Genomic DNA, 24,033 nt, shown 5'->3' on the forward strand with positions numbered 1-24,033 from the left:
ATTTTTCAGAACGGCACGTCGTCCACCTGATGCGCGGGCACCACCCAGCGCGCGACGATCTTTTTCAACCCGGCATGGTCGAATTCGATGTCCAGCTTGTCGCCTTCGATGCCGGTAATCTCGCCATAGCCGAACTTCTGGTGAAACACCCGCTCGCCCGTGACATAGGCACTGACCGCGGTGGCCTCGATCGTCATGTTGCGCGCCTCTGACGGCTGCGAGACCGGGCGCGTGGTGCGCTCCTGCAACCGCCGCCAGCCGGGCGAATTGTAGACATCGGCCTTGGTGACACGTTCTTCCATGCCGGACGAAAAGCCGAACCCCGCCGCCGCGCCATAGCCGCCGCCCATCAGGCCGGGCGGCGTCAGCACTTCGACATGGGCGCCGGGCAATTCGTCGATGAACCGTGAAGGCATCTGGCTTTGCCACTGGCCATAGACCCGGCGGTTCGAGGCAAAGGAAATCGTGCAAAGTTCCTCGGCCCGGGTGATGCCGACATAGGCGAGGCGGCGTTCCTCTTCCAAACCCTTCTTGCCGCTTTCGTCCATGCTGCGCTGGCTGGGAAACAGGCCCTCCTCCCAGCCGGGCAGGAAGACCACCGGAAACTCCAGCCCCTTGGCGGCATGCAGCGTCATGATGGTGACCTTTTCCTCGGCCTCCTCGCGCTCATTGTCCATGATGAGCGCGACATGTTCGAGAAAGCCCTGCAGGCTGTCGAACTGCTCCAGCGCCTTCACCAGTTCCTTGAGATTCTCCAGCCGCCCCGGTGCCTCGGGCGTCTTGTCATTCTGCCACATCGAGATGTAGCCGGACTCCTCCAAAATCACTTCGGCCAGCCGGACATGGCTGTCAGCGTTGGCCGGCGGCGTTTCGGGCAGCAGGGGTTCGATCAGGCTGTCCTCAGGCGCCACGATGCGCACATTGCGCACCGCCGCGTGCCAGCGGTCCACCCCTTCGACAAAGACCCGCAGCTGCGCCGCCCCCTTGCCGCCGATGCCCGCCTTGGCCAGCAGGGACCGCGCGCCTTCCAGCAGGCTCATGCCGATCGCGCGCGCCTCGATCTGGACCAGTTGCACCGCCTTGTCGCCAAGCCCGCGCTTGGGGGTGTTCACCACGCGTTCAAAGGCCAGATCGTCGTCGGGGCTGACCGCAAGCCGGAAATAGGCCATGGCATCGCGGATTTCCTGCCGCTCATAGAACCTTGGGCCGCCGATGACGCGATACGGCAGGCCGATGGTCAGGAAGCGGTCTTCAAAGGCGCGCATCTGGTGGCTGGCGCGGACGAGGATCGCCATGTCCTCAAGGCTGTGCCTGGCCCGCGCACCCCGGCCGCGCTGCAGACCTTCGATCTCCTCGCCGATCCACCGCGCCTCTTCCTCGCCGTCCCAATGGCCGATCAGCCGCACCTTCTCGCCGGCCTGCTCCTCGGTCCACAGCGTCTTGCCCAGCCGCCCCTCATTGCGGGCAATCACCGCAGAGGCGGCGGCAAGGATATGCGGGGTGGAGCGATAGTTCTGCTCCAGCCGGACCACCACGGCGCCGGGAAAATCCTTTTCGAACCGCAGGATGTTACCCACCTCGGCGCCGCGCCAGCCATAGATCGACTGGTCATCGTCGCCGACGCAACAGATGTTCTTGTGGGCCTGCGCCAAGAGCCGCAGCCAGAGATACTGGCAGACGTTGGTGTCCTGATATTCGTCCACCAGAATATAGCGGAAGCGGCGCTGATACTGCTCCAGCACATCGGGGTATTTCTGGAAGATCACCACGCAGTGCAGCAGTAGGTCGCCGAAATCGGTGGCGTTCAGGTTGCGCAGACGCTCCTGATATTGCTCGTAAAGCTCGGTGCCGCGATTGTTGAAGGCGGCAGCCTCGGACGACGGCACCCGATCCGGCGTCATCGCGCGGTTCTTCCAGCCGTCGATGATCCCGGCCAGAAGCCGCGCCGGCCAGCGCTTTTCGTCGATGTTGGCCGCCGCGATCAGCTGTTTCAACAGCCGCAATTGGTCGTCGGTATCCAGAATGGTGAAATTCGACTTCAGCCCGACCAGTTCCGCATGCCGCCGCAGGATCTTGACCGACAGCGAGTGGAAGGTGCCCATCCACGCCATGCCCTCGGCCACGTCGCCCAGCATCCGGCCGACGCGGGAGCGCATCTCGCGCGCGGCCTTGTTGGTGAAGGTCACCGCCAGAATCTCGTTCGGCCTTGCCCGGTTCATGTTCAGCAGATGCACGATCCGCGCGGTCAGCGCCTTGGTCTTGCCGGTGCCGGCGCCCGCGAGCATCAGGACCGGGCCATCCAGCGCCTCGACCGCGGCGCGTTGGGCGGGGTTCAGATCATCGAGATAGGGCGCAGGCCGCGCCGCCATGGCGCGTTGCGACAAAGGCACGGCAGCCTCGAAAGCGTCATTTTCATCCCATCCGCTCATGTGCCGACCATAGCCGCCCCTTTACCGGATTTAAAGAACTGTTCCGGTAATGTTCACAAAATTCCTGCTGGTCGCGGGAAAGTGCGGATTGCGTCCAATTCCTGCCCGGATTGCCATGCAACTTTCGGGCGAACCTTTGGGAGTGCAGACATGCTTGACCTTATCACTCCTCGCGTCGTCATCGCCTTTGCTGTCTTTCTCGGGCTCATCGCCATGTTGCGCCATGTGCTGACCCGCAATGCGGCGGTCAAAGCCGATTCCATCGGCCCCTCCGGCCAGATTGCCCCCAATCGCGCCCTGTTGGCGGTGATCTGCCTGCTTGGCGTGGCGCTTTCCGGCGCGGCGCTGCTGGTCTATCTGCAGGGGACTGGCGGGGTTGCGGTGCTGGGCGTGGCGGTCGCAACCTTGGCGATGACAGGCATGATGGTCACGGCGTTCTTCCCCTTCTACGACATCGCCTGGGATGAAGACGGCATCGAAGGTCCGACGCTGCTTCTGCCGCCGCCCTTTGGCCCGAAACGCCGCAAGATCTTCTGGGAAGACATCGAAATCGCCCGCCACGAAAAGGGCCGCCACTGGTATCTGGAGGACGCCAAGGGCAATCGCATCGTCTGGAGCTTCATCTATTTCGGCTATCCCGCCCTGATCCAGCGCGTCGAGGAAGAATGTCCCTGGCTCTTTGGAGCCGGGGCTGCGGCCGCCGCGCTGCCCGATGACGACCCCGAAGCCATCCCCCCGGTCAAGCGCCGCTTCATCAAGCTGAACTTTGCAGCTGCAAAGTCGAGTTGAATATTTCGCAAAAATTTGCAGGACGTCGCTTTCGGCCCTTGTGCTGCGTTGCAGCGTCCCTAATCTGCCCGCCGAACGCATCCCCGCGCCCGGAGGTCAGCCATGCCCGAATTCAAGAAGATTCTCGTCGCCAACCGAGGCGAGATTGCCATTCGCGTCATGCGCGCCGCCAACGAAATGGGCAAGAAGACCGTCGCCGTCTATGCCGAGGAAGACAAGCTTTCCCTGCACCGCTTCAAGGCCGATGAGGCCTATCTGATCGGTGAGGGCCTGTCGCCGGTCGGCGCTTACCTCTCGATCCCGGAAATCATCCGCGTGGCGAAAATGGCCGGGGCCGATGCGATCCATCCGGGCTATGGCCTGCTGTCGGAAAACCCCGATTTCGTCGAGGCTTGCGATCAGGCCGGCATCACCTTCATCGGCCCGCGTGCCGAGACCATGCGCGCCCTTGGCGACAAGGCCAGCGCCCGCCGCGTGGCGATCGAGGCGGGCGTTCCGGTCATCCCGGCGACCGAAGTTCTGGGCGATGACATGGCCGCGATCAAGAAACAGGCCAAGGAGGTCGGCTATCCCTTGATGCTCAAGGCGTCCTGGGGTGGCGGCGGGCGCGGCATGCGGCCGATTCTGGCCGAAGACGAGCTGGAGCTGAAGGTTCGCGAAGGCCGGCGCGAGGCCGAGGCCGCCTTTGGCAACGGCGAGGGCTATCTGGAAAAGATGATCACCCGCGCCCGTCACGTCGAGGTGCAGATCCTTGGCGACAAGGCGGGCAATGTCTGGCACCTGTGGGAGCGCGACTGCACCGTGCAGCGGCGCAACCAGAAGGTCGTCGAACGCGCCCCGGCCCCCTATCTGACCGAGGCGCAGCGCGCCGAAGTCTGTGAAATGGCCCGCAAGATCTGCGCCCATGTGAATTACGAATGCGCCGGCACCGTCGAATTCCTGATGGATATGAACGAAGAGAAGTTCTACTTCATCGAGGTGAACCCGCGGGTTCAGGTCGAACACACCGTCACCGAGGAAGTCACCGGCATCGACATCGTTCAGGCCCAGATCCTGATCGAAGAGGGCAAGACGCTGGCGCAGGCGACCGGGGTTGCGTCGCAGGCCGAGGTGAAGCTGAACGGCCATGCCGTGCAATGCCGCGTCACCACCGAAGATCCGCTGAACAACTTCATCCCCGACTATGGCCGCCTGACCGCCTATCGCAGCGCCACCGGCAACGGCATCCGGCTGGACGGCGGCACGGCCTATGCCGGCGGCGTCATCACCCGCTATTACGATTCGCTTCTGGTCAAGGTCACCGCCCATGCCCAGACCCCGGAAAAGGCCATCGCCCGCATGGACCGGGCGCTGCGCGAATTCCGCATCCGCGGGGTGGCCACGAACATCGAGTTCGTCATCAACCTCTTGAAGCACCCGACCTTCCTTGACTACAGCTACACCACCAAGTTTATCGACACGACGCCCGAGCTGTTCGCCTTCAAGAAGCGCCGCGACCGGGCAACGAAGATCCTGACCTACATCGCCGACATCACGGTCAACGGCCATCCCGAGACCGCCGGCCGCCCGAAACCCCCGGCCGAAGTTCGCGCGCCGAAAGCCCCTACGCCCCGGGTGGAGCCCGCCATGGGCACCCGCAACCTGTTGGAACAAAAGGGTCCGCAGGCCGTTGCCGACTGGATGCGCGCCCAGAAGAAGGTGCTGCTGACCGACACCACCATGCGCGACGGGCACCAGTCGCTCCTGGCCACGCGGATGCGCTCGATCGACATGATCAAGGTCGCGCCGGCCTATGCCGCCCATCTGCCGCAGCTGTTCTCGGTCGAATGCTGGGGCGGGGCGACCTTTGACGTGGCCTATCGCTTCTTGCAGGAATGCCCCTGGCAGCGCCTGCGCGACCTGCGCGCCGCCATGCCGAACCTGATGACGCAGATGCTGCTGCGCGGCGCCAATGGCGTCGGCTATACCACCTATCCCGACAACGTGGTGCGCGCCTTCGTCGCCCGCGCCGCGGAAACCGGGGTCGATGTGTTCCGCGTGTTCGATTCGCTCAACTGGGTGGAAAACATGCGCGTCGCCATGGATGCGGTGCTGGAGGCGAACAAGGTCTGCGAAGGCACGGTCTGCTATACCGGCGACATCCTTGACCCGGCCCGCGCCAAATATGACCTGAAATACTATGTCGCCCGCGCGCAGGAATTGAAATCGGCCGGCGCGCACATCCTTGGCCTGAAGGATATGGCGGGCCTGCTGAAGCCCGCCGCGGCAAAGCTGCTGGTCAAGACGCTGCGCACCGAGGTCGGCCTGCCGGTGCATTTCCACACCCATGACACCTCGGGCGCCGCCGCAGCGACCATTCTTGCCGCCTGCGACGCCGGGGTGGACGCGGTGGACGCCGCGATGGATGCCTTCTCGGGTGGCACTTCGCAGCCCTGCCTTGGCTCGGTGGTCGAGGCGCTGCGCCACACCGACCGCGACACCGGCCTTGACATCGCCGCGATCCGCGAGATTTCCAACTATTGGGAACATGTCCGCGCCCAGTATGCCGCCTTTGAATCCGGCATTCCGGCTCCGGCGTCGGAAGTCTACCTGCACGAAATGCCCGGCGGGCAGTTCACCAACCTCAAGGCGCAGGCGCGCTCACTGGGGCTGGAGGAGCGCTGGCCCGAAGTGGCGCAGGCCTATGCCGATGCCAACCAGATGTTCGGCGATATCGTCAAGGTCACGCCCTCGTCCAAGGTCGTCGGCGACATGGCGCTGATGATGGTGGCCCAGGGGCTGTCACGCGGGCAGGTCGAAGACCCCGCCGTCGATGTCGCCTTCCCCGATTCGGTCGTCGACATGATGAAGGGCAACCTTGGCCAACCCCATGGCGGCTGGCCGAAGGGCATCCAGTCCAAGGTGCTGAAAGGCGAAACGCCGCTGACGACCCGCCCCGGCGCCGATGTGGCGGCGGTAGAGCTGGAAGCGGTGCGCGCCAAACTGTCCAAAGATCTCAACGGCTTCACTGTGGATGACGAGGATCTGAACGGCTATCTCATGTATCCCAAGGTCTTCCTGGATTACATGGGCCGCCACCGGCAGTATGGCCCGGTCCGCACGCTGCCGACCCGGACTTTCTTCTATGGCATGGCGCCGGGCGAAGAGATCACTTCGGAAATCGATCCCGGCAAGACGCTGGAAATCCGACTGCAGGCGGTGGGCGAGACCACCGATGACGGCGAAGTGAAGGTGTTCTTCGAGCTGAACGGCCAGCCCCGTGTCATCCGGGTGCCGAACCGGGCGATCAAGGCGAAAACCGCCGCCAAACCCAAGGCTGCCGAGGGCAACCCCAATCACATCGGCGCCCCGATGCCCGGGGCGATTGCCAGTGTGGCGGTGACGGTCGGGCAGAAGGTCAAGGCCGGCGACATGCTTCTGACCATCGAGGCGATGAAGATGGAAACCGGCCTGCATGCCGACCGCGAGGCCACGATCAAGGCGCTGCACGTCCATGCCGGCAGCCAGATCGACGCCAAGGATCTGCTGATCGAACTGGAGTAAGGCGGCGATTTTCGGACGAAAATCGCAGGCGGAAATCGTATGATTTCCGCCCCCCGCCTGCCGTTACTTCTTCTTGACGAATTCGGTCAGAATGACGATGCGCTGGCCTTCGACCCGGCCCTCGATATGGGCGGCGTTGTCGGCCACCAGCGAGATTCCCCGCACCGCCGTACCGCGCTTGGCGGTAAAGCCCGCGCCCTTCACCACCAGATCCTTGATCAGCACGACCGTATCGCCCTGCGCCAGTTTTGCGCCGTGGCAGTCGAAATGTTCCAGGGCGGCCGGCTGATCGGCCCAGGCTTGCGCCTCCTCGCTCAAGGCCATGCCTTCGCGCGCCTCGGTCGCCCAGGCCTCGCCCAAGGTCCCGAGTTTGCGCCAGACCGCCAGCTGCACCTCGGGCACCGTTGACCAGGCCGCACCTTCCAGCGCGCGCCAGTGACCGGCAGGGGCAGGCGCGTCCTCGCGGCACAGCGGGCAGAGCAGGATCTCGCCCCCCGGCGGCACATCGACCGGCTCGAGCGCCTCGGCGGCGCCGCAAAATTCGCAAACCCCGCCCGCGCGGGTGATCAGATCGGCCAAGGCCATGGTCATTCTCCTGTTGTTGGTCTGCCCTACGCCCAAGGCCGCAAAAAGAAAAGGCCGCCGCGATGCACGCGACGGCCCTTCAATCCGGTCAGACCGAATTAGCCAGCGAAAGCGTTCGCGGCAACGGCAGCGGCCAGCTCTTCAGCCGACAGTTCGCCCGAAGCGTCAACGTCAGCGGCTTTGAAGGCTTCTTCGGTGGCGGCAGCGTAAGCAACCTGCACTTCGGCCAGCGAGAAGGTGCCGTTGGCGTCGGCGTCAGCAACGACCGGAGCTTCCTGAGCGAACACGGCGGTGGCGGCAACAGCCGAAGCGGCCAGAGCGATAGCGAACTTTTTCATGGTCTTTTCCTAGGTTTCCAAGCCCACGACAGGCGCGGGCCAAAACAGAAGGCAACATCACCTTCGCCGCGCAACATATGGAATTCATTGTGGCTTTCCAGATACCAAATGACTGTTAGCGCTCTCCTCACGGGAATTTTACTGCAGGTGCAAAAGCCATTGACGCGGCGCAGCATCGGGTGTTTCTGAGCGGATTCTTCGCCCTACAGCACCCGCAATTTCCCCGCCATCCAGGGCCATTCCGCCAGCGCCGGCGCGACAACCTGAGCCGCGATCAGGCCGCGCAGCCGGCTCGCGACCTGCCCCGGCATGTCCTTCAGCACCCCCGCCCGCGACGACAGCGACAGGCTGCGTTCAAAGGGGGCAAAGGGCAAGGGCAGCACGTCCACCCCTTCGCGGAAGCGGCTGGCATGGTGCAGCGCCAATGGCGTCAGAATCGACCACCCCGCCCCGCTCGACACCATGGCGAGAATCGCCCGGTAGCTGTCCAGCTCGAAGCGGTGGGTGAGTTTCAGGTTCTGCCGCGCCAGCTGGCTGGCGATCTGGCGGCCCATCAGGTGCCGCGCGGTATAAAGGATCAACGGCAGATCGGCGGGGTTGCGGCCCTTGGGCGCCACGGCGACAAAGGGTTCGACCATCAGCGGATGCACCTCGCGCCAGCCGTCATCGGCGCCCTCGCTGCCAAGATCGGCCGCCACCACCATGTCCAGCGCGCGGGCCTCCAGCTGGTCAAGCAACCGGTGACTTGCGCCAGTTTCCAGCAGGAAGCGGCAGCCCTTCAGATCGGTGGCCAACCCCTGCAACAACAGCGGCGTGACCTGCGCGTCGAAATCCTCGATCACCCCCAGCCGCAGCGTGGTCAGGCCCGAGAGATCGGCCATGGCAAGTTCGCTGCGCGCCTCGGCTTCGGCGTTCAGGATGGTCTGGGCGTGGCGCCGGAACATCGCCCCCGCCGGCGTCAGCCCCATCGGTCGCGCCGAGCGATCCAGCAGCGAGGCGCCAAGCGCCGCCTCTAGCCCGGCCAGTTGCTGCGAAATGGCCGAAGGCGACACCCCAAGGCGACGAGCCGCAGCGGTGATCGAGCGCTCCTCGGTCACGGCGAGAAACACCTCGATTCCCCAAAGTGTCACCCGGCCCTGCCCTTCGGTCATCGGCGCTTAGAGCTTGGAGAGCTTTTGCTGCAGTTCGGCCAGCTGGCGCTTGATCTCGGCCAGATCCTCGGGCTTGTCCTTTGCCTCCGGCTCTTCGCGCGCCGGTCCCGACGCCCCCCACCCCGGCATGCCGCCCATCATGGTCTTCATGAAGGCTTCCTGCTGCTTGCGCAGCGCGTCGAACCCCGGCATTCCCGACATCGGCCCGGCCATGCCCGCGAAGTTCTCCATCATCTTGGTCTGGCCTTCGCGCAGCATGTCAAAGCTCGCGGCCAGAAACTGCGGCATCACGGCCTGCATGTTGGTGGCATAGGAGCGCACCAAATCGGTCAGCACGTTGGTCGGCAACACCGAGTCGCCCTTGGATTCATGTTCGGCCACGATCTGCAGAAGATATTGCCGCGTCAGATCATCGCCGGTCTTGAGATCGACGATCTGCACGTCGCGACCCGAGCGCACGAAGCCCGCGATGTCTTCCAGCGTCACATAGTCCGAGGTTTCGGTGTTGTAGAGACGCCGGCTGGCGTAGCGCTTGATCAAAAGCGGCTTGGCAGTATCAGACATGGTCGCCCCTCCCCAGGGCTTATGCGAATGCAGAGAAGCTTAGGCGAGGTGCAGAAAAAAAGAAAGGGCGGGCTCAAGGCCCGCCCGATTGGTCAATTCCGCGTCTGGGAGGCGACGCAGGAAGACCGATTACTTCGCAGCCGCAGCGGCTTTCTTGACCTGAGCGGTCACGTCGGCGGTGGCTTTCTTGACAGCGGCCGAAGCTTCTTCCGACACGTTCTTGCCAGCGGCCAGCATCAGCTCGACGGTGTCCATCTGCACTTTCTTGGCGATTTCCGCGAAGGCAGCCAGATTTTCGGCAGCCATTTCCGCCGAAGCGGTGGCGAAGTCCGAAGCGGCCTTGCCGTATTCGGCCGGCTCAGCCTTGGCTTTCGAGGCGTCAGCCAGCTTGGCCAGCGAGTCCTTGGCCCATTTGGCCGACAGCTCGGTCGACTTTTCAGCGGCGGCCAGCGCAACGGCGGCCAGCTTCTCGCCGAAGGCGGCCTGGGTCTTGAACGCGTTTTGCAGAGCCGAGGCGTCAACCGGGAACGAAGCCATCATGTCCTGCATGACTTTGGTGAAGTCGGTGGTCTTGGTCATTTCAATTGCTCCTGAATATCCGGGTATGTGCCCGTTTCCTGAAATCTATATACATGCTGCACTGCAGCATTTCAAGTGAAATTTCTGCAACGCAGAAACAACCGAAAGATGACAGACCTTCCTTGCGGAAAGCCCAGACAAATCAATCTTCTGGCTTTGCCACCACATAACTTCCGGGTGCCGGGCACAACTCCGGGTAGCCCGAATCGCCAATTTGGCGGGCCTTGACCTGCGGTCCCGAGCGGCCATCCAGCCACGCCCCCCAGCGCGGCCACCAGCTTCCGGCAGTGAAGGTGGCGCCCTTCATCCAGTCCTCGGGCGTGCCGGTCAGCGGTGCGTCGCTGGTGTAATGGCCATACTTGCCCTTCGACGGCGGATTGATGATGCCCGCGATATGGCCGGACTGCGAGACGATGAAGGTCTTGTCGCCGGACCCCATCTGCTTGACCCCGTTGAAGCTGCCCCTCCAATGCGCGATGTGATCGGTCTCGCAGGCGATGGCGCAAAGCGGAACCTGCACGTTGGCCAGACTGACCGGCATGCCGAAGACCGGGAACCGGCCCTTGGCGAAACCGTCCTGCTGGCAAAGCTGGCGAAGGTATTCCACCGCCATCTTGCCCGGCAGGTTGGTGCCATCGCCGTTCCAATAGAGCAGGTCAAAGGCCGGCGGGGCCTCGCCCATCATGTAGGCCTTGATCGCGGGGCCATAGATCAGGTCATTCGAGCGCAGGAACGAGAAGGTCTTGCCCATGAAGCGCTTGGACAGGATGCCGTCCTGCGCGCATTGCCGCTCGATCCCGTCGACGAAATCGTCGGCCAGAAACACCCCCACCTCGCCCGGGTCCGAAAAATCGGTCAGGGTGGTGAAGAAGGTCGCGGATTTCACCGTCTGGTCGCCCGCGCGCTGCAGATGCGCCAGGGTCAGGCCCAGCGTCGTGCCGGCGATGCAATAGCCGACCGCGTTGATCTGCTTCACCCCGCAGATCCGCCGCACCTCGGCCATCGCGGTCAGATAGCCCTCGCGGATATAGTCGTCCATGCCGACATCGGCATAGCTGGCGTCGGGGTTCACCCAGGAGACGACAAACAGCGTGTAGCCCTGATCGACGATCCACTTGATCAGCGAATTCACCGGCTTCAGGTCCATCACATAGAATTTGTTGATCCACGGCGGGAAGACCAGCAAGGGCGTCTCATGGACAGTCTCGGTCGTGGGTTTGTACTGAATGAGTTCCAGCATGCGGTTGCGGAACACCACCGAGCCGGGGGTCGCGGCGATGTTGTCGCCAAGACGAAAGGCCTCGCGGTCCGAGAGCGTGACCAGAAGCTCGCCGTCGTTGGCTTCGATATCGGCCACAAGGTTTTCCAGCCCCTTCACCAGGCTTTCGCCATCGGTGGCAATCGCCTTTTCCAGCGCATCCGGGTTGGTGCCGAGGAAATTCGTCGGCGACAGCATGTCGACGATCTGCCGGGTGAAATACTCCACCCGCCGGCGGTCGCTGTCCTCGATGCCCTCCATGTCGGCAACCGCGTTCTGCACCGCCTCGGAGTTGAGGAGATATTGCTGCTTGAGGTAGTTGAAGGCGGGATGGCTGTCCCAGAGCGGGTTGGCAAAGCGGCGGTCCTTCGGGCCAGGATCGTCGGGGGCCTTGAATTCGCCCTTGGCCAGCGCCTGCTGGGCCTCGACATAATGCTTCAGCGTCTTGCCCCAATAGCCGATCTGATGCTCCAGCACCTTGGCCGGGTTCTGCATCATCGCCGCAAGATAGGCCTGCGCCGCCTTCATGTAGACATCCGACGACGGCCCGTTCAGCGCCGCATCCTTCTGCTTTTGCTGCGCGAGGGCCGCCATCAGGCGCTGTGACAACTGTTCGATCCTGGCAAGGTTGGCCTGCATCCGCTCCAGCTTTTGCCCTGCATCATATTCTTCAGTTGCCATGTTAAACTTTCGCCCCTAATCTCGCTGCTATGCAGCATCGCGCCCTTCCCCTTGGAATGCGGTCGCAATGACCGCCGCATCGTTCAAGGAGACGTCCGTGAAGTATATGGCCACCTATGACCTGATGGAAAGCATCCGCAACACGAATGAGTGGATGGGGGCCACCGCGCGCGCCATGGCGAGCTATCCGGCCTTTTCCATGACGATGAACCCGATGCTGAACATCATGGCCGCCTGGGGCGAGGTGACGGAACGCTCCTTCGCCCGCATGGTGACCAAACCCGACTGGGGCATCCGCTCGATCCCCGGGCCGGATGGCCAGGACCATCTGGTCGACATCAAGACCGTGGTGGAAAAGCCCTTCGGCAACCTGATCCAGTTCTTTGTGCGCCGCCGCGCCCCCATGGCACGGAAAATCCTGCTGGTGGCGCCAATGTCGGGACATTACGCCACCCTCCTGCGCTCGACCGTCGCCAGTCTCTTGCCGGATGCCGACGTTTTCGTGACGGATTGGCACAATGCCCGTGACATTCCGGTGTCCTCCGGCAAATTCGACGTCGAGGACTACACGCTTTATCTCGTCGACTTCATGCGTACGCTTGGCCCCGACACCCATGTCATCGCCGTCTGCCAGCCCGCCCCCTTGACCCTTGCCGCCACCGCCTATCTGGCAGGCGAGGACCCCGAGGCCCAGCCGCGGTCGCTGACGCTGATCGGCGGGCCGATCGACCCGGACGCGGCCGCCACCGATGTCACCGACTTCGGCCGCCGAATCACCATGGGCCAGCTGGAGCAGATCGCCATCCAGCGCGTGGGCTTCAAATACAAGGGCGTGGGTCGGCTGGTCTATCCGGGCCTGCTGCAGCTGCAAAGCTTCATGTCGATGAATGCCGACCGCCATTCCAAAGCGTTTTCCGAACAGATCCTGCGGGTTGCGCGCGGCGAGGCGGGCGACCATGACGCCCACAACCGCTTCTACGACGAATACCTCGCCGTCATGGACATGACCGCCGAGTTCTACCTGTCGACCGTCGAACGCGTCTTCAAGAACCGCGAGATTGCGCGCAACGAATTTGTCGTGGCGGGCAAGAAGGTGGACATCGGCGCGATCACCCGGGTCGCGGTGAAGACCGTCGAGGGCGAGAAGGACGACATCTCCGCCCCCGGCCAGTGTGTTGCCGCGCTGAAGCTTTGCACCGGCCTGCCCGAGCACCTGAAGGCCCGGCATCTGGAGCCGGAGGCCGGGCATTATGGCATCTTCGCCGGCAAGAGCTGGCGGCTGAACATCCGTCCGCTGGTGCTGAACTTCATCGACGCCAATTCCGGCGCCCCGTCCAAACCGCAGCTCAAGGCGGTGAAGACCAGCGCCTGACACGCGCCGAGTGGCGGAATTCGCCCGAATTCCGCTGGCGATTTCCGCAGAAATCGCTGTCAGGAAATCTCCGATTTCCGGGTCCGATTTTCGCGGCGAAAATCGGCGGGTCAGCGCAGCAGCATCGGGCCGTTCAGGAAGTCCTCGATGGCCTGCGACACCGCCTCGGGCTGTTCCAGGGGCGACAGGTTGCCGGCGTCCTCGATGATCTGGAACTGGCCATAGGGCATCAGGGTCGCCGTGAACTCCTGCCGCCGGAGCGGCATCAGCGGGTCCTGCCGCCCGGCCAGCACCAGCGCCGGCAGCCGCACCTTGCGCATGGTCTTCTGCTGGTCGGGGCGGCGCTGCAGCGCGCGGGATTGCCGCAGGAACACCCCCTCGCCCAGACCCAGCGCCATGTCCTGCACCAGCGCCATGATCTCGTCCCGCCAGGGGCTGTCGGCCACCGCCGCCACCGGGATCTCCTGCGCCATCGCCTCCACCAGCCGCCCGGCGCGGGCCATCACCATGCGGGTCTCGCGTTCCACCGCCTGTTGCGGCGGCTCGGAAAACGGGTCCGTCGCCATCAGCACCATCCGCGTCACCCGCTCGGGCACGCGGCGCACGATGTCGAGCGCGATGTCGCCGCCAAGACCATGGCCAAGCAGCGCGAATTTCTCCGGCAGGCCGGGCATCATGGCCTCGGACATCTGTTCCACCGTCTCGCCCCGGGCGGCGACGCAGACCTGACAGGACCGCTCCGCCCCGAGCCACACCATCTGCGGCAGGAAAAGCCGGGCGTCGGCCATCAAGCCGGGGATCATGACCAGAGGCTCAGACATTGTCCGAAACCTCGGCAATGGCCCGGACCATCAGGTCAAGGCATTCTGGCGTGGAAAAGCGGTGGTCCGCCCCCTTGACCAGCGTCAGCTGCAGATCGGGGCTGGTCGCATGGTCCAGCAGCCGCAACGCGACCGAGGGCGGCACGTCCACATCCGCCGTGCCCTGCAACAGCCGCACCGGAAACGGCAGGGCAAGCGGCTTGCGCAACACCAGATGCTGCGCGCCGTCCTCGATCAGCTTCAGCGTGACGACATAGGGATCCTCCGAGTAAGCCGAAGGTTCGGCCCGCCAGCCCTGCGCCTTGAGCGCCTGCTGCTCGGCCTCCGGATAGCTGTCCCACATCAGGTCCTGCGTGAAATCCGGTGCGGCGGCGATGCCGACCAGTCCCGCCACGCGATGCGGCAGCGCACGGGCGACGAGAAGCGAAATCCATCCCCCCATGGAGGAGCCGACCAGCACTTGCGGCCCGGTGGTCAGCCCTTCGATGATCGCGCGGGCATCGGCGAACCAGTCACCGATGCAGCCTTCCTCGAACCGGCCCGAGGATTGCCCATGGCCGGAATAGTCGAACCGCAGAAAGGCCCGGCCCGAAGTTTCTGCCCAAGCCTGCAGATGCGCGGCCTTGGTGCCGGTCATGTCCGACCTGAAGCCGCCGAGGAAGACAACCCCCAGCCCCTGCCCCCTGGTCTGGTGAAAGGCAAGCTTGCGGCCGTCGGGGGTGGTGAACCAATCGGGCATGATTTCTCCTCGTTTGGCCAAGGGTGTAGCCTTCCCGCGCGGTGCTGTCAGCCCGGATTGAGCCTCAACCGATGCTTTGCGCCAGAACCCGGCTGATCGTGGTCAGGGGCAGGCCACTTTCGGCCCGCCAGACGTTGAAGGCCGCCTGCACCGCCGCCCAGGCCCTCGGCGTGGCCGGAGCCTTGTCCACCACGCCCTCGGCCGCCAGCCGCGCCACCACGTCGCGCGACGGAATATAGCTGTCCTTGCCCATGTGGCGCAGGACGTAAGGCGCCGTCATGCCGCCCAGACGGCTGCCGTTTGCCTGCATCCACTGGATCAGACCGGCGAAATCCTCGGCCGGCCAGTCCCCTACCCTGCGGCCAAAGCCTCCGACCTGCCGCAGGAAGGCGGCATTGTCGCGGATCGCCAGGATTTTCGGCCCGGCGCGGATCACCCGCCTGTCGGCCAGCAGCGCGTCAAGCCGGTCATCGTCCATCATCGACAGCGGGCCAATCTGGAAGCCGCCAAAGGCCTCCTCGATGCCCGGCCATTTCGCCTCGACCACCCGCCACGAAATCCCCGCCCGGAAAATCCATTGCGCCATGGCGGAAAGCCAGCGGTCGTCGGGAATGGCGGCCAGCGCCGCGGCCGATTTCGGCACCGGAGTTCCTGCCAGCACCGCCGCTTCGCCGCCCTTGCGCTCCGCCGCGATCGCCAGAATTTCCGCGAATGTCCGCATCTCTCCCCCTGCCAAATCCGCAACCTGACTGGATTTTGCTCCGCCCCACCTTGACGCCGCCTGCCCGCTTCGTCAAACAGCCCGCACATAACCCGCAACCGGGCGTTTCGTAGGCGCCAAAACGACGAGGATCAGGCCATGGCCCATATCTCCCTCACCTTCCCCGATGGCAACAAGCGCGATTACGCGGCCGGCGTGACAGCCGCCGAAGTGGCGTTGTCCATCGCCCCCGGACTGGCCAAGAAGGCCATTTCCGCCACCGTCAACGGCGCGCATCACGATCTGCAATGGCCGATCCCCCACGACGCCACGATCGCCATTCACACACTGGCCGACGATGCGCAGGCGCTGGAGCTGATCCGCCACGACTGCGCCCATATCATGGCCCGCGCCGTGCAGGAAATCTGGCCGGATGTGAAAGTCACCATCGGCCCGGTGCGCGACTATGGCTGGTTCTACGACTTCGACCGCGCCGAGCCCTTCACGCCCGAAGACCTCGGGCTGATCGAAGCCCGCATGAAGCAGATCATCAATGCCCGCGATCCGGTGAAAACCGAAGTCTGGGACCGCGCCCGCGCCATCGCCTATTACGAAGAGCGCGGCGAGCCCTTCAAGATCGAGCTGATCGCCCGCATCCCCGAGGGCGAGGACCTGCGGATGTATTGGCATGGCGGCTGGCAAGACCTGTGCCGTGGCCCGCATCTGGCCCATACCGGGCAGGTTCCGGCCGATGCCTTCAAGCTGACCCATGTGGCGGGCGCCTATTGGCTGGGCGATGCCTCGCGGCCCATGTTGCAGCGCATCTACGGCCTTGCCTTCAGGAACCGTGATGATCTCAAGGCCCATTTGACCATGCTGGAAGAGGCCGCCAAGCGCGACCACCGCAAGCTCGGCCGCGAGATGGAGCTGTTCCACCTGCAGGACGAGGCGCCGGGCATGGTGTTCTGGCACCCGAACGGCTGGACGATCTATCGCCAGCTGGAAGATTACATGCGCGGCCGGCTGCGGGTGGCGGGCTACAAGGAAATCAAGACGCCGCAGGTGGTGGACCGCGTCCTGTGGGAAAAGTCGGGCCACTGGGAGGCCTACCGCGAGAACATGTTCATCGTCGAGGTCGACGAGGAAGGCGCCCGCGAAAAGCGCATCAACGCGCTGAAACCGATGAACTGCCCCTGCCATGTGCAGGTGTTCAATCAGGGCCTGAAATCCTACCGCGACCTGCCGTTGCGTCTGGCCGAGTTCGGGTCCTGCCACCGCTATGAATCTTCGGGCTCGATGCACGGGCTGATGCGGGTGCGCGGCTTCACGCAGGATGACGCGCATATCTTCTGCACCGAAGACCAGATCGAGACGGAATGCGCCGGCTTCATCGCGCTTCTGTCCAGCGTCTACAAAGACCTCGGGTTCGAGAAGTTCGACATCAAGCTTTCCACCCGCCCCGATGTGCGGGTTGGCTCCGACGAGGTCTGGGACAAGGCCGAGGCCGCCTTGCAAAAGGCCATCGAAGGCTTGGGCCTGCCCTATGAGGTGAACCCCGGCGACGGCGCCTTCTATGGGCCGAAGCTGGATTTCAAGCTGACCGATGCCATCGGCCGCGAATGGCAGTGCGGCACCTTCCAGTGCGACTTCAACCTGCCGAACCGGCTGGATGCGGAGTTTGTGGGCGAAGACGGTGCCAAACACCGCCCGGTGATGCTGCACCGCGCGATCCTGGGCTCGTTCGAGCGGTTCATCGGGATTCTGATCGAAAACTACGCCGGCAAGTTCCCCTTCTGGCTGGCGCCGCGTCAGGTGGTGGTGGCCTCGATCGTGTCGGATGCCGACGGCTATGTCTACGAGGTCGTCAACGCGCTGAAAAAGGCGGGCGTGCGGGCCGAGGCCGACACCCGGAACGAGAAGATCAACTACAAGGTCCGCGAACATTCGGTGGGCAAGGTTCCGGTGATCCTTGCCATCGGCATGAAAGAGGTCGAGGAGCGCACGGTGTCGGTGCGCCGCCTCGGCGAGACGCGGACCGAGACGATCAGCTTCGATCAGGCGGTGGCGGCTTTCGGGCTGGACGCCCTGCCGCCCGCGCACTGACCGACATCACGCAGGCCTTGCCGAAGAAACGCCGCCCCCTTTCGGGGCGGCGTTTTTCAATGGGCGTCCGGCTGGCGCGCGGCGAAGGCCAGCACCCCGCCCAGACCGCACATGGCAATCGGGAACATGGTGAAGACGTTGAAGCCGAAGGCCAGCCAGATCGCCGCGCTGGAGGCCAGCAGCAAAGCTCCGGCCGCCAGGTTCAGCGACCGCGCCATTGCGGCCCCGGCAATCGCCAGGATCGGGGCCAGAAAGCTGGCCGCCTTGATCACCAGCGGATGATCGACTTGCCGCAGCAGCTCGCCGGTTTCGCCATTCTGTTCGATGAAACTGGTGTAGCCAAAGCCGAAAAACCCCACGACCATCGCCCAAATTCCACCGATGAGTCCCAGCACCAATGCCGCGTTTCGCATCTGCCCTCGCTTGCCCTGTTCGCTTGCGGAATCATCCTTTTGATTCCGCGCTTGATTTTACAAAAAGCTTTGGCATGATTTTCCGCGTGAAGACAGCCTTTCTGACCGCCTATCGAGGCCCAAGAAGTCCTGCTTGCACGGCCCGCGGCAATCACGCCACGGGAGGGTTGAGATAGGAGAGACGGAATGCCGACCGGCACCGTGAAATGGTTCAACAGCACCAAGGGTTATGGCTTCATCGCGCCCGATGATGGCGGCAAGGACGTGTTCGTGCACATCTCGGCCGTGGAGCGCGCTGGCCTCAAGGGTTTGAACGATAACCAGAAAATCGGCTATGAGCTGCAATCTGGCCGCGATGGCAAGCAGTCCGCAGGCGATCTGCGTCTGCTCTGATCGAGCCGGAACTTGTTGGAAGCGGCCCCCTCGCGGGGCCGTTTTCCTTTGGGCTCAGAGCAGGGCTGCCTGCACCTTCTCATCCCAGCCCAGATACCAGCGGTCGGCCTTGATGACCGGGCGTTTCATCACGGTGGGCTGGGCGGCAATTTGCGCCTCCGGCTCAGATTCGCGCAGGAAATCCGAAAAACTGCGGTAGGTCGTGGACTGCTTGTTGATGGCGAGCGACCCGAATTCGCTTACGATTTCGGCAATTTCGGCCCCTGTCAGCGGATCCTTGCGAATGTCGCGGAAGGTGACAGCATGGCCGGCCGATTCCAGCGCCTTGAGCGCCTTCTTGCAGGTGTCGCACGTCGGAATGCCGTAAAGGATCATGTCTTTCCCCTTGAAGATCGTCCGCGCCCGCGCCGCTGGTGCCCGAGGCCGGACTCGAACCGGCATGGCCTTGCGGCCTAGAGATTTTAAGTCTCCTGTGTCTACCATTCCACCACTCGGGCGCGCGGGCAGGCGGCACCATAAAGGACGGGCCGGCAAGGTAAAGCCCCCGCCCGTCAGACCGGGGCGGCCAGAAGCCGGCTGACCATCTCGGCGCTGTTCCTCACCCCCATCTTGCGGATCATGTTGGCGCGGTGCACCTCGACCGTGCGGGGCGAGCAGACCAGCGCCAGCGCGATTTCCTTGCTGGTGAAGCCGTTCACCAGATAGCGCGCGATCTTCTTTTCGGTGGCGGTCAGCGGCCCCAGCGCCCCCGAAACCGCGCCGGTCTCGATCGGCCGATAGGTCCAGATTGCCAGCCGCAGCGGGTCTTCTGGGTCAAGCGCGGTGCCCTGCCCCTCCATCCAGACCACCTGCCCGTCCTTCCTGCGCATGAAGCGCTCGTCGCGGTAGACCTCGCCCGCCCGCATCGCCCGCCGGGCGCGGGCGCCGATCACCTCGAAATCGGTTTGGCCGGGGTAAAGCCGCCGGATCGACTGGCCTTCCAGCTCGGCCACCTTCCAGCCGAACACCGTCTCCACCCGCAGGCTGGCGCGCAGGATCACCCGGTCGGCCAGGATCAGCGTCGCATCCGGCGCATGGCGGAAGGCCAGCTTTTCATAATCCCTGATCGTCGCCGCCATGCCTGCGTCCTACGTAGCTTTCTACGTATTCTTACGGATAGCGGCCCCGGCTGCAATCTTTCAGGATCACCCGATACTCCGGACACCCGGCAATTGGCGCGGGTCCGGGGGCTTGAGGAGGAATTTGCGAATGAAAAAGGTCTATCCAAGCGCCGATGCCGCGCTTGAGGGTCTGCTGTTTGACGGCATGACGATTGCCTCGGGCGGCTTCGGTCTCTGCGGCATTCCCGAGCTGCTGATCGCCGCCATCGAAAAGGCCGGCACCAAGGATCTGACCATCGCCTCGAACAATGCGGGCGTCGATGGCTTCGGCTTGGGCGTGTTGCTGGCGACGCGGCAGGTCAAGAAGATGATCTCGTCCTATGTCGGCGAGAATGCCGAATTCATGCGGCAGTATCTGTCGGGCGAGCTGGAGCTGGAATTCAACCCGCAGGGCACGCTGGCCGAGCGGCTGCGCGCTGGCGGCGCCGGCATTGGCGGCTTTTACACCCGCACCGGCGTTGGCACGGTGATTGCCGAGGGCAAGGATGTGAAGGTGTTTAACGGCAAGGAGCATATCCTTGAAACCGGGATCGTCACCGACATCTCCATCGTCAAGGCCTGGAAGGCCGATCCCTCGGGCAACCTCGTGTTCCGCAAGACCGCGCGCAACTTCAACCCGCCCGCCGCCACCGCCGGTAAGGTCTGCATCGCCGAGGTGGAGGAAATCGTGCCGCTGGGTTCCCTGGACCCCGACACCATCCATCTGCCGGGCATCTATGTGCATCGCCTGATTCAAGGCCGGCACGAGAAGCGCATCGAAAATCGCACCACCCGCAAGCGTGAAGCCGCGCAGGCAGAAGTGGGAACCGGTTCTGACGCCCGCGCGGCGAACACCAAGAAGGAGGCCTGAGCCATGGCATGGGACCGCAATCAGATCGCCGCGCGGGCTGCAAAGGAACTGCAGGACGGCTGGTATGTGAACCTTGGCATCGGCATTCCGACGCTGGTGGCGAACTACATCCCCGAGGGCGTCGAAGTGACGCTGCAATCGGAAAACGGCATGCTGGGCATGGGGCCTTTCCCTTATGAGGGCGAGGAAGACCCCGATCTCATCAACGCCGGCAAGCAGACCATCACCGAATTGCCGCAAACCGCCTATTTCGATTCTGCCCAGTCTTTCGCCATGATCCGCGGCGGCAAGATCGCCATGGCGATCCTTGGTGCGATGGAAGTGGCCGAAAACGGCGATCTGGCAAACTGGATGATCCCCGGCAAGCTGGTGAAGGGCATGGGCGGGGCGATGGACCTTGTGGCCGGCGTTGGCCGCGTGGTCGTGGTCATGGACCACACCTCCAAGCACGGCGAGTCGAAGGTCTTGAAGGCCTGCACCCTGCCCTTGACCGGCAAGGCCGTCGTCAACCGCATCATCACCAACCTCGGGGTTCTGGATGTGGTGCCGGGCGGGCTGAAGATCGTCGAATGCGCCGAAGGTGTCACCGAGGCCGAATTGCGCGCCGCAACCGAGGCGACCATCGTTGGCTGATCTCACCGTCACCAAGGAAAGCGGCCCGACCAAGGGCCGCTTCGTCATCCGCATGGACGGCCACGAGGCGGAACTGACCTTCTCGGTCACGACGCCGACGCTGATCATCGCCGACCATACCGGCGTGCCCGATGCCTTCCGCGGCATGGGCGCCGGGCTGGCGCTGGTCGAGGCGCTGGTGGCAGATGCGCGGGCCAATGGCTACAAGGTTGTGCCGCTCTGCCCCTTCGTCAACGCCCAGCGCAAGAAGCACCCCGAATGGGCGGATGTGTTCAAGGTCTGACGCGGACCAGCGACACCCCCACGCCCAGCAAGATCACCGCCGTCGCCGCCAGCGCCACCACACCGGGGCGCTCGGCCAGAAACAGCACGCCAAGGCCAAGCGCCAGCGGCGGCACCGTCAGTTGCGCCACGGCGGCCCGCGCCGTACCAAGCTGCGGCAGCACGCGATACCAGAGCGCATAGCCCAGCCCCGACGTCACAGCACCGGACAGCACGGCCAGAACCAGCCCGCCCGCCCCGACTGGCCCGGCGGCGAAGCCAAAGGCCACCAGTGCCGCGGGCAGCGCCGCCAGCGCAAAGCTGGCGGCGGTGGCGGACAAGGGGGCGGTTTCCCGCCGTCCCACCAGCGAGTAAACCGCCCAGCCGATCCCGGCCACCGCCATGGCCCCGCTCGCCGCCAGATCAACCCGCGCGCCCGCTCCCGGCCAGACCAGCCAGACCAGGCCGGCAAAGGCAATCAGCGCCCCAAGGATGCGGTTTGCCGGCACCCGCTCGGCGCCAAGCGCCATGGCGAACATGGTCAGTTGCACCACGCCAAACAGGATCAACGCCCCGGTGCCGGCATCAAGCTGCCGGTAGGCCAGCGAAAAGCCCAGCATATAGGCCAGAAGCCCCGCCGTGCCGACCAGCCGCCGCTTGGTCATGAGCGGCCCGGTCCGGCCTTGCGCCAGCACCAGCAACACCACCGCTCCGGCGCCCAGACGCAGCGCCGCAAAGGCCAGCGGGTCCATGCCCTCCACCCGGATCGCCAGCCGGTTCAGCACCGAATTGGCCGCAAACGCCAGCATGACAAGCGAGGTCCACAGCAGAAGGCGCATGGTCAGGGCACTTTCACTTTGATGTCGCCGGTGGTGTTGGCCGCAGAGATTACCTTGAACACGCAAGGATCGGTCACCAGCTCCGGCGGGCTTTGGCACAGGCCCTGCGCCACTTGCCAGGCGGCCAGCACCTTTGGCACATAGTCGCGGGTCTCGGCATATGGGGGCACGCCCTTGTTGGCGTCCACCGCGCCTTCGCCGGCATTGTAGGCCGCCAGCACCATCAGCGGATCGCGGTCAAAGCGCTTCATCAGCCAGTCGAGATAGGCCACCCCGCCCTTGATGTTCTGCACCGGATCCTTTGCGTCGGCGACCCCGAACCGCTCGGCCGTCGCCGGGATGAGCTGCATCAGACCGGTCGCGCCCGCGCTGGACACCGCCTCATGCCGCCCGCCGCTTTCGATGCCGATGACCGCCAGCACCAGCGCCGGCGACACTTCGGTGCCGATCGTCGCCTTCAGGATCTCCACGCCGTAGGTGTTGGCGATCTGCTGCATGTGCTGCATCCGCGGCGCGGCGACCTGCGCCCCCGAGGGCCCCTGCGACAGCGTGGCCAGCGCCAGCGGGAACCGCCCCGAGGCCTGATCCCGTGCGGTCGGCACCTTGTCCCAGAACCAGCCGTAATCCGCGCCCTTTACCGGGGCCTGCGGCGCAGGAGCGGCTTCCCCGGTGCTGGGCTTGGGATAGGGGTCAACCTTCGGCGCCATGGCCAGAAGCCGGGCCTGTTCGACGGGGTCGATCTGCACGGTGATCCGCTTGCCCGGCGTCACATCGGCCACAGCGATGCGCTTGAAGGTGAAGTCGCGCGCGCCGGACAGGCCTTCGGCCCGCGCACCGCAAGGCGCGGTGCACAGCATTGCTGCCAAGATCAAGCCTGTCTGCCCGCGCATCTCTTGCGATGCCTGCTGTTTTTTCTTGCGGCCAAGGTCGCACGTTTGCCCCCGCGACTCCACTCTTTTCCCCTTCAGATCATGGCATTTTCGCCAGAATCGACCGCCGGGTCACGCGGTTCGGGCCAGTCAGAACGCCAAACTATCGGCCATTAATAAATTTTTAAGTCCATTTCAATAGCTTAGCCAAAACCCCCGCCATTTCCAGAAAACGCCCCGCTGTCTCCGCAGCTTTGCCACGTTCCGCTGGCTTCCTGCACTTGTCTTCGGAACACCCGGAACAGAGGCCGCGGTGGACGAAAGCCGGAAACATGTAGCTGTGAACCACTCGAGACAAAGGACATATCAAATGAAACTGCTGAACTTCTTCAAGACCTTCAAATCCGACGAATCCGGTGCCGTGACGGTTGACTGGGTCGTGCTGACCGCCGCCATCGTCGGCCTCGGCATGGTGGTGATGACCACCGTCGGCGGCGGCATCGAAGGCCTCGGCACCGCCATCGTGTCGGATCTGGAAGGCCGCGCCGCTGGCTACGAAAACCAGTAATCTGATCTGATCCTGCGATCAGGAACGGGGCCGCGTCCGGGACAGGACGCGGCCCTTCGTCATGCCAGCCGGGCCAGCGTCGCCGCAGAAATTTCGGGAAAGTTCCGCGAAATCACCCCGGCCGCGCCGCATTGAGGCCAGAATCCGGGCGCCTCATGCAGGGGTCGGCAGCGCAAACGCGGCAAGCGCCTGCACTGTCGGCAGGATCGAAAATCTGGGAAAAGGGGCATTTGCCATGAAACTCGTGAACTTCTTCAAGACCTTCAAATCCGACGAATCCGGTGCCGTGACGGTTGACTGGGTCGTGCTGACCGCCGCCATCGTCGGCCTCGGCATGGTGGTGATGACCACCGTCGGCGGCGGCATCGAAGGCCTCGGCACCGCCATCGTGTCGG

24 protein-coding genes and 1 tRNA gene are annotated in these 24,033 nt (G+C 64.2%); 9 read left to right on the plus strand and 16 right to left on the minus strand.

Translation table 11 applies throughout. The features are described from left to right. Nucleotides 1-5: 5 nt before the first annotated feature. Nucleotides 6-2,429 (minus strand): ATP-dependent helicase, encoded by a 2,424-nt coding sequence (locus tag G4Z14_RS15055; RefSeq protein ID WP_164627187.1) that lies wholly within the window; start codon nt 2,427-2,429, stop codon nt 6-8. 150 nt (nt 2,430-2,579) lie between these two features. Between G4Z14_RS15055 and G4Z14_RS15060 the strand changes: the two genes are divergently transcribed. After that, nucleotides 2,580-3,218: a hypothetical protein gene (locus G4Z14_RS15060; RefSeq protein WP_164627189.1), complete on the plus strand. Its 639-nt coding sequence runs from the start codon at nt 2,580-2,582 to the stop codon at nt 3,216-3,218. A 102-nt stretch (nt 3,219-3,320) separates the two neighbouring features. Continuing rightward, a complete protein-coding gene (locus tag G4Z14_RS15065; protein ID WP_164627191.1) occupies nt 3,321-6,761 on the plus strand; it encodes a pyruvate carboxylase in 3,441 nt (1,146 codons plus the stop codon). A 63-nt stretch (nt 6,762-6,824) separates the two neighbouring features. Here the strand turns inward: G4Z14_RS15065 and G4Z14_RS15070 are convergent, their stop codons facing one another. The 6 genes from G4Z14_RS15070 to phaC all read right to left on the minus strand — a co-directional run bounded on the left by G4Z14_RS15070 (nt 6,825) and on the right by phaC (nt 11,917). Continuing rightward, nucleotides 6,825-7,346: a PhnA domain-containing protein gene (locus G4Z14_RS15070; protein ID WP_164627193.1), complete on the minus strand. Its 522-nt coding sequence runs from the start codon at nt 7,344-7,346 to the stop codon at nt 6,825-6,827. Nucleotides 7,347-7,444: 98 nt separating this feature from the next. Continuing rightward, the gene (locus tag G4Z14_RS15075; protein ID WP_164627196.1) at nt 7,445-7,684 is read right to left on the minus strand and encodes an EF-hand domain-containing protein; all 240 of its coding nucleotides are present in this window, start codon (nt 7,682-7,684) and stop codon (nt 7,445-7,447) included. Between the two features lie 203 nt (nt 7,685-7,887). Further along, nucleotides 7,888-8,835 carry a LysR family transcriptional regulator gene (locus tag G4Z14_RS15080; RefSeq protein ID WP_164627198.1) on the minus strand — a complete coding sequence of 316 codons (948 nt, stop codon included), beginning with the start codon at nt 8,833-8,835 and terminating at the stop codon, nt 7,888-7,890. Between the two features lie 6 nt (nt 8,836-8,841). Further along, nucleotides 8,842-9,399 carry a polyhydroxyalkanoate synthesis repressor PhaR gene (phaR, locus tag G4Z14_RS15085; protein WP_164627200.1) on the minus strand — a complete coding sequence of 186 codons (558 nt, stop codon included), beginning with the start codon at nt 9,397-9,399 and terminating at the stop codon, nt 8,842-8,844. 129 nt (nt 9,400-9,528) lie between these two features. Further along, on the minus strand, nt 9,529-9,978 hold the full coding sequence (locus G4Z14_RS15090) for a Phasin (protein ID WP_164627202.1): 450 nt from the start codon (nt 9,976-9,978) through the stop codon (nt 9,529-9,531). 142 nt (nt 9,979-10,120) lie between these two features. Beyond that, complete coding sequence (gene phaC, locus G4Z14_RS15095) at nt 10,121-11,917, minus strand: class I poly(R)-hydroxyalkanoic acid synthase (RefSeq protein WP_164627204.1); 1,797 nt, start codon at nt 11,915-11,917, stop codon at nt 10,121-10,123. Nucleotides 11,918-12,014: 97 nt separating this feature from the next. On the opposite strand from phaC, the gene phaZ reads away from it, so the two are divergent. Then, the gene (phaZ, locus tag G4Z14_RS15100; protein WP_164627206.1) at nt 12,015-13,289 is read left to right on the plus strand and encodes a polyhydroxyalkanoate depolymerase; all 1,275 of its coding nucleotides are present in this window, start codon (nt 12,015-12,017) and stop codon (nt 13,287-13,289) included. Nucleotides 13,290-13,399: 110 nt separating this feature from the next. Here phaZ and G4Z14_RS15105 read toward each other — a convergent pair whose 3' ends face one another. The 3 genes from G4Z14_RS15105 to G4Z14_RS15115 form a co-directional block, all read right to left on the minus strand. Further along, nucleotides 13,400-14,110, minus strand: a complete 711-nt coding sequence (locus tag G4Z14_RS15105; RefSeq protein ID WP_164627208.1) for an alpha/beta fold hydrolase — start codon at nt 14,108-14,110, stop codon at nt 13,400-13,402. Continuing rightward, nucleotides 14,103-14,849 carry an alpha/beta fold hydrolase gene (locus G4Z14_RS15110; RefSeq protein ID WP_164627211.1) on the minus strand — a complete coding sequence of 249 codons (747 nt, stop codon included), beginning with the start codon at nt 14,847-14,849 and terminating at the stop codon, nt 14,103-14,105. The genes G4Z14_RS15105 and G4Z14_RS15110 overlap by 8 nt, the downstream gene beginning before the upstream one ends. Nucleotides 14,850-14,913: 64 nt before the next feature. After that, nucleotides 14,914-15,570 carry a DNA-3-methyladenine glycosylase I gene (locus G4Z14_RS15115; RefSeq protein ID WP_164627213.1) on the minus strand — a complete coding sequence of 219 codons (657 nt, stop codon included), beginning with the start codon at nt 15,568-15,570 and terminating at the stop codon, nt 14,914-14,916. Between the two features lie 138 nt (nt 15,571-15,708). Between G4Z14_RS15115 and thrS the strand changes: the two genes are divergently transcribed. Continuing rightward, nucleotides 15,709-17,652 carry a threonine--tRNA ligase gene (thrS, locus tag G4Z14_RS15120; protein WP_164627215.1) on the plus strand — a complete coding sequence of 648 codons (1,944 nt, stop codon included), beginning with the start codon at nt 15,709-15,711 and terminating at the stop codon, nt 17,650-17,652. 56 nt (nt 17,653-17,708) lie between these two features. Here the strand turns inward: thrS and G4Z14_RS15125 are convergent, their stop codons facing one another. Then, entirely contained in the window at nt 17,709-18,065 is a 357-nt protein-coding gene (locus tag G4Z14_RS15125; RefSeq protein ID WP_164627217.1) for a hypothetical protein, read from the minus strand. A gap of 186 nt (nt 18,066-18,251) precedes the next feature. Between G4Z14_RS15125 and G4Z14_RS15130 the strand changes: the two genes are divergently transcribed. Next, nucleotides 18,252-18,458 carry a cold-shock protein gene (locus tag G4Z14_RS15130; RefSeq protein ID WP_125324549.1) on the plus strand — a complete coding sequence of 69 codons (207 nt, stop codon included), beginning with the start codon at nt 18,252-18,254 and terminating at the stop codon, nt 18,456-18,458. A gap of 54 nt (nt 18,459-18,512) precedes the next feature. Here G4Z14_RS15130 and G4Z14_RS15135 read toward each other — a convergent pair whose 3' ends face one another. From G4Z14_RS15135 to G4Z14_RS15145, 3 genes are all read right to left on the minus strand, one after another. After that, the gene (locus G4Z14_RS15135) at nt 18,513-18,833 is read right to left on the minus strand and encodes an arsenate reductase family protein (protein WP_164627218.1); all 321 of its coding nucleotides are present in this window, start codon (nt 18,831-18,833) and stop codon (nt 18,513-18,515) included. Between the two features lie 36 nt (nt 18,834-18,869). Then, nucleotides 18,870-18,955: transfer RNA gene (locus tag G4Z14_RS15140), tRNA-Leu, on the minus strand. Between the two features lie 54 nt (nt 18,956-19,009). Continuing rightward, nucleotides 19,010-19,576, minus strand: a complete 567-nt coding sequence (locus tag G4Z14_RS15145; protein WP_164627220.1) for a LuxR C-terminal-related transcriptional regulator — start codon at nt 19,574-19,576, stop codon at nt 19,010-19,012. A 130-nt stretch (nt 19,577-19,706) separates the two neighbouring features. On the opposite strand from G4Z14_RS15145, the gene G4Z14_RS15150 reads away from it, so the two are divergent. The 3 genes from G4Z14_RS15150 to G4Z14_RS15160 are packed head-to-tail and all read left to right on the plus strand — an operon-like array spanning nt 19,707 to nt 21,384. Further along, nucleotides 19,707-20,468 (plus strand): CoA transferase subunit A, encoded by a 762-nt coding sequence (locus tag G4Z14_RS15150; RefSeq protein WP_164627222.1) that lies wholly within the window; start codon nt 19,707-19,709, stop codon nt 20,466-20,468. A gap of 3 nt (nt 20,469-20,471) precedes the next feature. Beyond that, complete coding sequence (locus tag G4Z14_RS15155) at nt 20,472-21,101, plus strand: CoA transferase subunit B (protein ID WP_164627224.1); 630 nt, start codon at nt 20,472-20,474, stop codon at nt 21,099-21,101. Next, nucleotides 21,094-21,384 (plus strand): GNAT family N-acetyltransferase, encoded by a 291-nt coding sequence (locus G4Z14_RS15160; protein ID WP_164627226.1) that lies wholly within the window; start codon nt 21,094-21,096, stop codon nt 21,382-21,384. Before G4Z14_RS15155 ends, G4Z14_RS15160 begins: the two co-directional genes overlap by 8 nt. Here G4Z14_RS15160 and G4Z14_RS15165 read toward each other — a convergent pair. Both G4Z14_RS15165 and G4Z14_RS15170 read right to left on the minus strand, forming a co-directional pair. Further along, complete coding sequence (locus tag G4Z14_RS15165) at nt 21,374-22,201, minus strand: DMT family transporter (RefSeq protein ID WP_164627228.1); 828 nt, start codon at nt 22,199-22,201, stop codon at nt 21,374-21,376. The genes G4Z14_RS15160 and G4Z14_RS15165 overlap by 11 nt on opposite strands. Before the next feature lie 2 nt (nt 22,202-22,203). Further along, the gene (locus G4Z14_RS15170) at nt 22,204-23,091 is read right to left on the minus strand and encodes a lytic transglycosylase domain-containing protein (protein WP_164627230.1); all 888 of its coding nucleotides are present in this window, start codon (nt 23,089-23,091) and stop codon (nt 22,204-22,206) included. Between the two features lie 349 nt (nt 23,092-23,440). On the opposite strand from G4Z14_RS15170, the gene G4Z14_RS15175 reads away from it, so the two are divergent. Continuing rightward, nucleotides 23,441-23,638: a pilus assembly protein gene (locus G4Z14_RS15175; protein ID WP_164627231.1), complete on the plus strand. Its 198-nt coding sequence runs from the start codon at nt 23,441-23,443 to the stop codon at nt 23,636-23,638. Nucleotides 23,639-24,033 lie beyond the last annotated feature (395 nt).

The sequence above is a fragment of the Tabrizicola oligotrophica genome (assembly GCF_011008935.1).
Taxonomy (GTDB): Bacteria; Pseudomonadota; Alphaproteobacteria; order Rhodobacterales; family Rhodobacteraceae; genus Tabrizicola_A; species Tabrizicola_A oligotrophica.

Bases quoted from the DNA above. Each gene is read 5' to 3' on its own strand.
- G4Z14_RS15105 (WP_164627208.1), bottom strand. From the start codon at position 14,110: ATGTCTGAGCCTCTGGTCATGATCCCCGGCTTGATGGCCGACGCCCGG.
- G4Z14_RS15170 (WP_164627230.1), bottom strand. From the start codon at position 23,091: ATGCGCGGGCAGACAGGCTTGATCTTGGCAGCAATGCTGTGCACCGCG.
- G4Z14_RS15135 (WP_164627218.1), bottom strand. From the start codon at position 18,833: ATGATCCTTTACGGCATTCCGACGTGCGACACCTGCAAGAAGGCGCTC.
- G4Z14_RS15055 (WP_164627187.1), bottom strand. From the start codon at position 2,429: ATGAGCGGATGGGATGAAAATGACGCTTTCGAGGCTGCCGTGCCTTTG.
- G4Z14_RS15110 (WP_164627211.1), bottom strand. From the start codon at position 14,849: ATGCCCGATTGGTTCACCACCCCCGACGGCCGCAAGCTTGCCTTTCAC.
- G4Z14_RS15115 (WP_164627213.1), bottom strand. From the start codon at position 15,570: ATGCGGACATTCGCGGAAATTCTGGCGATCGCGGCGGAGCGCAAGGGC.
- G4Z14_RS15130 (WP_125324549.1), top strand. From the start codon at position 18,252: ATGCCGACCGGCACCGTGAAATGGTTCAACAGCACCAAGGGTTATGGC.
- G4Z14_RS15065 (WP_164627191.1), top strand. From the start codon at position 3,321: ATGCCCGAATTCAAGAAGATTCTCGTCGCCAACCGAGGCGAGATTGCC.
- G4Z14_RS15150 (WP_164627222.1), top strand. From the start codon at position 19,707: ATGAAAAAGGTCTATCCAAGCGCCGATGCCGCGCTTGAGGGTCTGCTG.
- G4Z14_RS15070 (WP_164627193.1), bottom strand. From the start codon at position 7,346: ATGGCCTTGGCCGATCTGATCACCCGCGCGGGCGGGGTTTGCGAATTT.
- G4Z14_RS15090 (WP_164627202.1), bottom strand. From the start codon at position 9,978: ATGACCAAGACCACCGACTTCACCAAAGTCATGCAGGACATGATGGCT.
- G4Z14_RS15155 (WP_164627224.1), top strand. From the start codon at position 20,472: ATGGCATGGGACCGCAATCAGATCGCCGCGCGGGCTGCAAAGGAACTG.
- G4Z14_RS15145 (WP_164627220.1), bottom strand. From the start codon at position 19,576: ATGGCGGCGACGATCAGGGATTATGAAAAGCTGGCCTTCCGCCATGCG.
- phaR (WP_164627200.1), bottom strand. From the start codon at position 9,399: ATGTCTGATACTGCCAAGCCGCTTTTGATCAAGCGCTACGCCAGCCGG.
- G4Z14_RS15075 (WP_164627196.1), bottom strand. From the start codon at position 7,684: ATGAAAAAGTTCGCTATCGCTCTGGCCGCTTCGGCTGTTGCCGCCACC.
- phaC (WP_164627204.1), bottom strand. From the start codon at position 11,917: ATGGCAACTGAAGAATATGATGCAGGGCAAAAGCTGGAGCGGATGCAG.
- G4Z14_RS15060 (WP_164627189.1), top strand. From the start codon at position 2,580: ATGCTTGACCTTATCACTCCTCGCGTCGTCATCGCCTTTGCTGTCTTT.
- thrS (WP_164627215.1), top strand. From the start codon at position 15,709: ATGGCCCATATCTCCCTCACCTTCCCCGATGGCAACAAGCGCGATTAC.
- G4Z14_RS15175 (WP_164627231.1), top strand. From the start codon at position 23,441: ATGAAACTGCTGAACTTCTTCAAGACCTTCAAATCCGACGAATCCGGT.
- G4Z14_RS15080 (WP_164627198.1), bottom strand. From the start codon at position 8,835: ATGACCGAAGGGCAGGGCCGGGTGACACTTTGGGGAATCGAGGTGTTT.
- G4Z14_RS15125 (WP_164627217.1), bottom strand. From the start codon at position 18,065: ATGCGAAACGCGGCATTGGTGCTGGGACTCATCGGTGGAATTTGGGCG.
- G4Z14_RS15165 (WP_164627228.1), bottom strand. From the start codon at position 22,201: ATGCGCCTTCTGCTGTGGACCTCGCTTGTCATGCTGGCGTTTGCGGCC.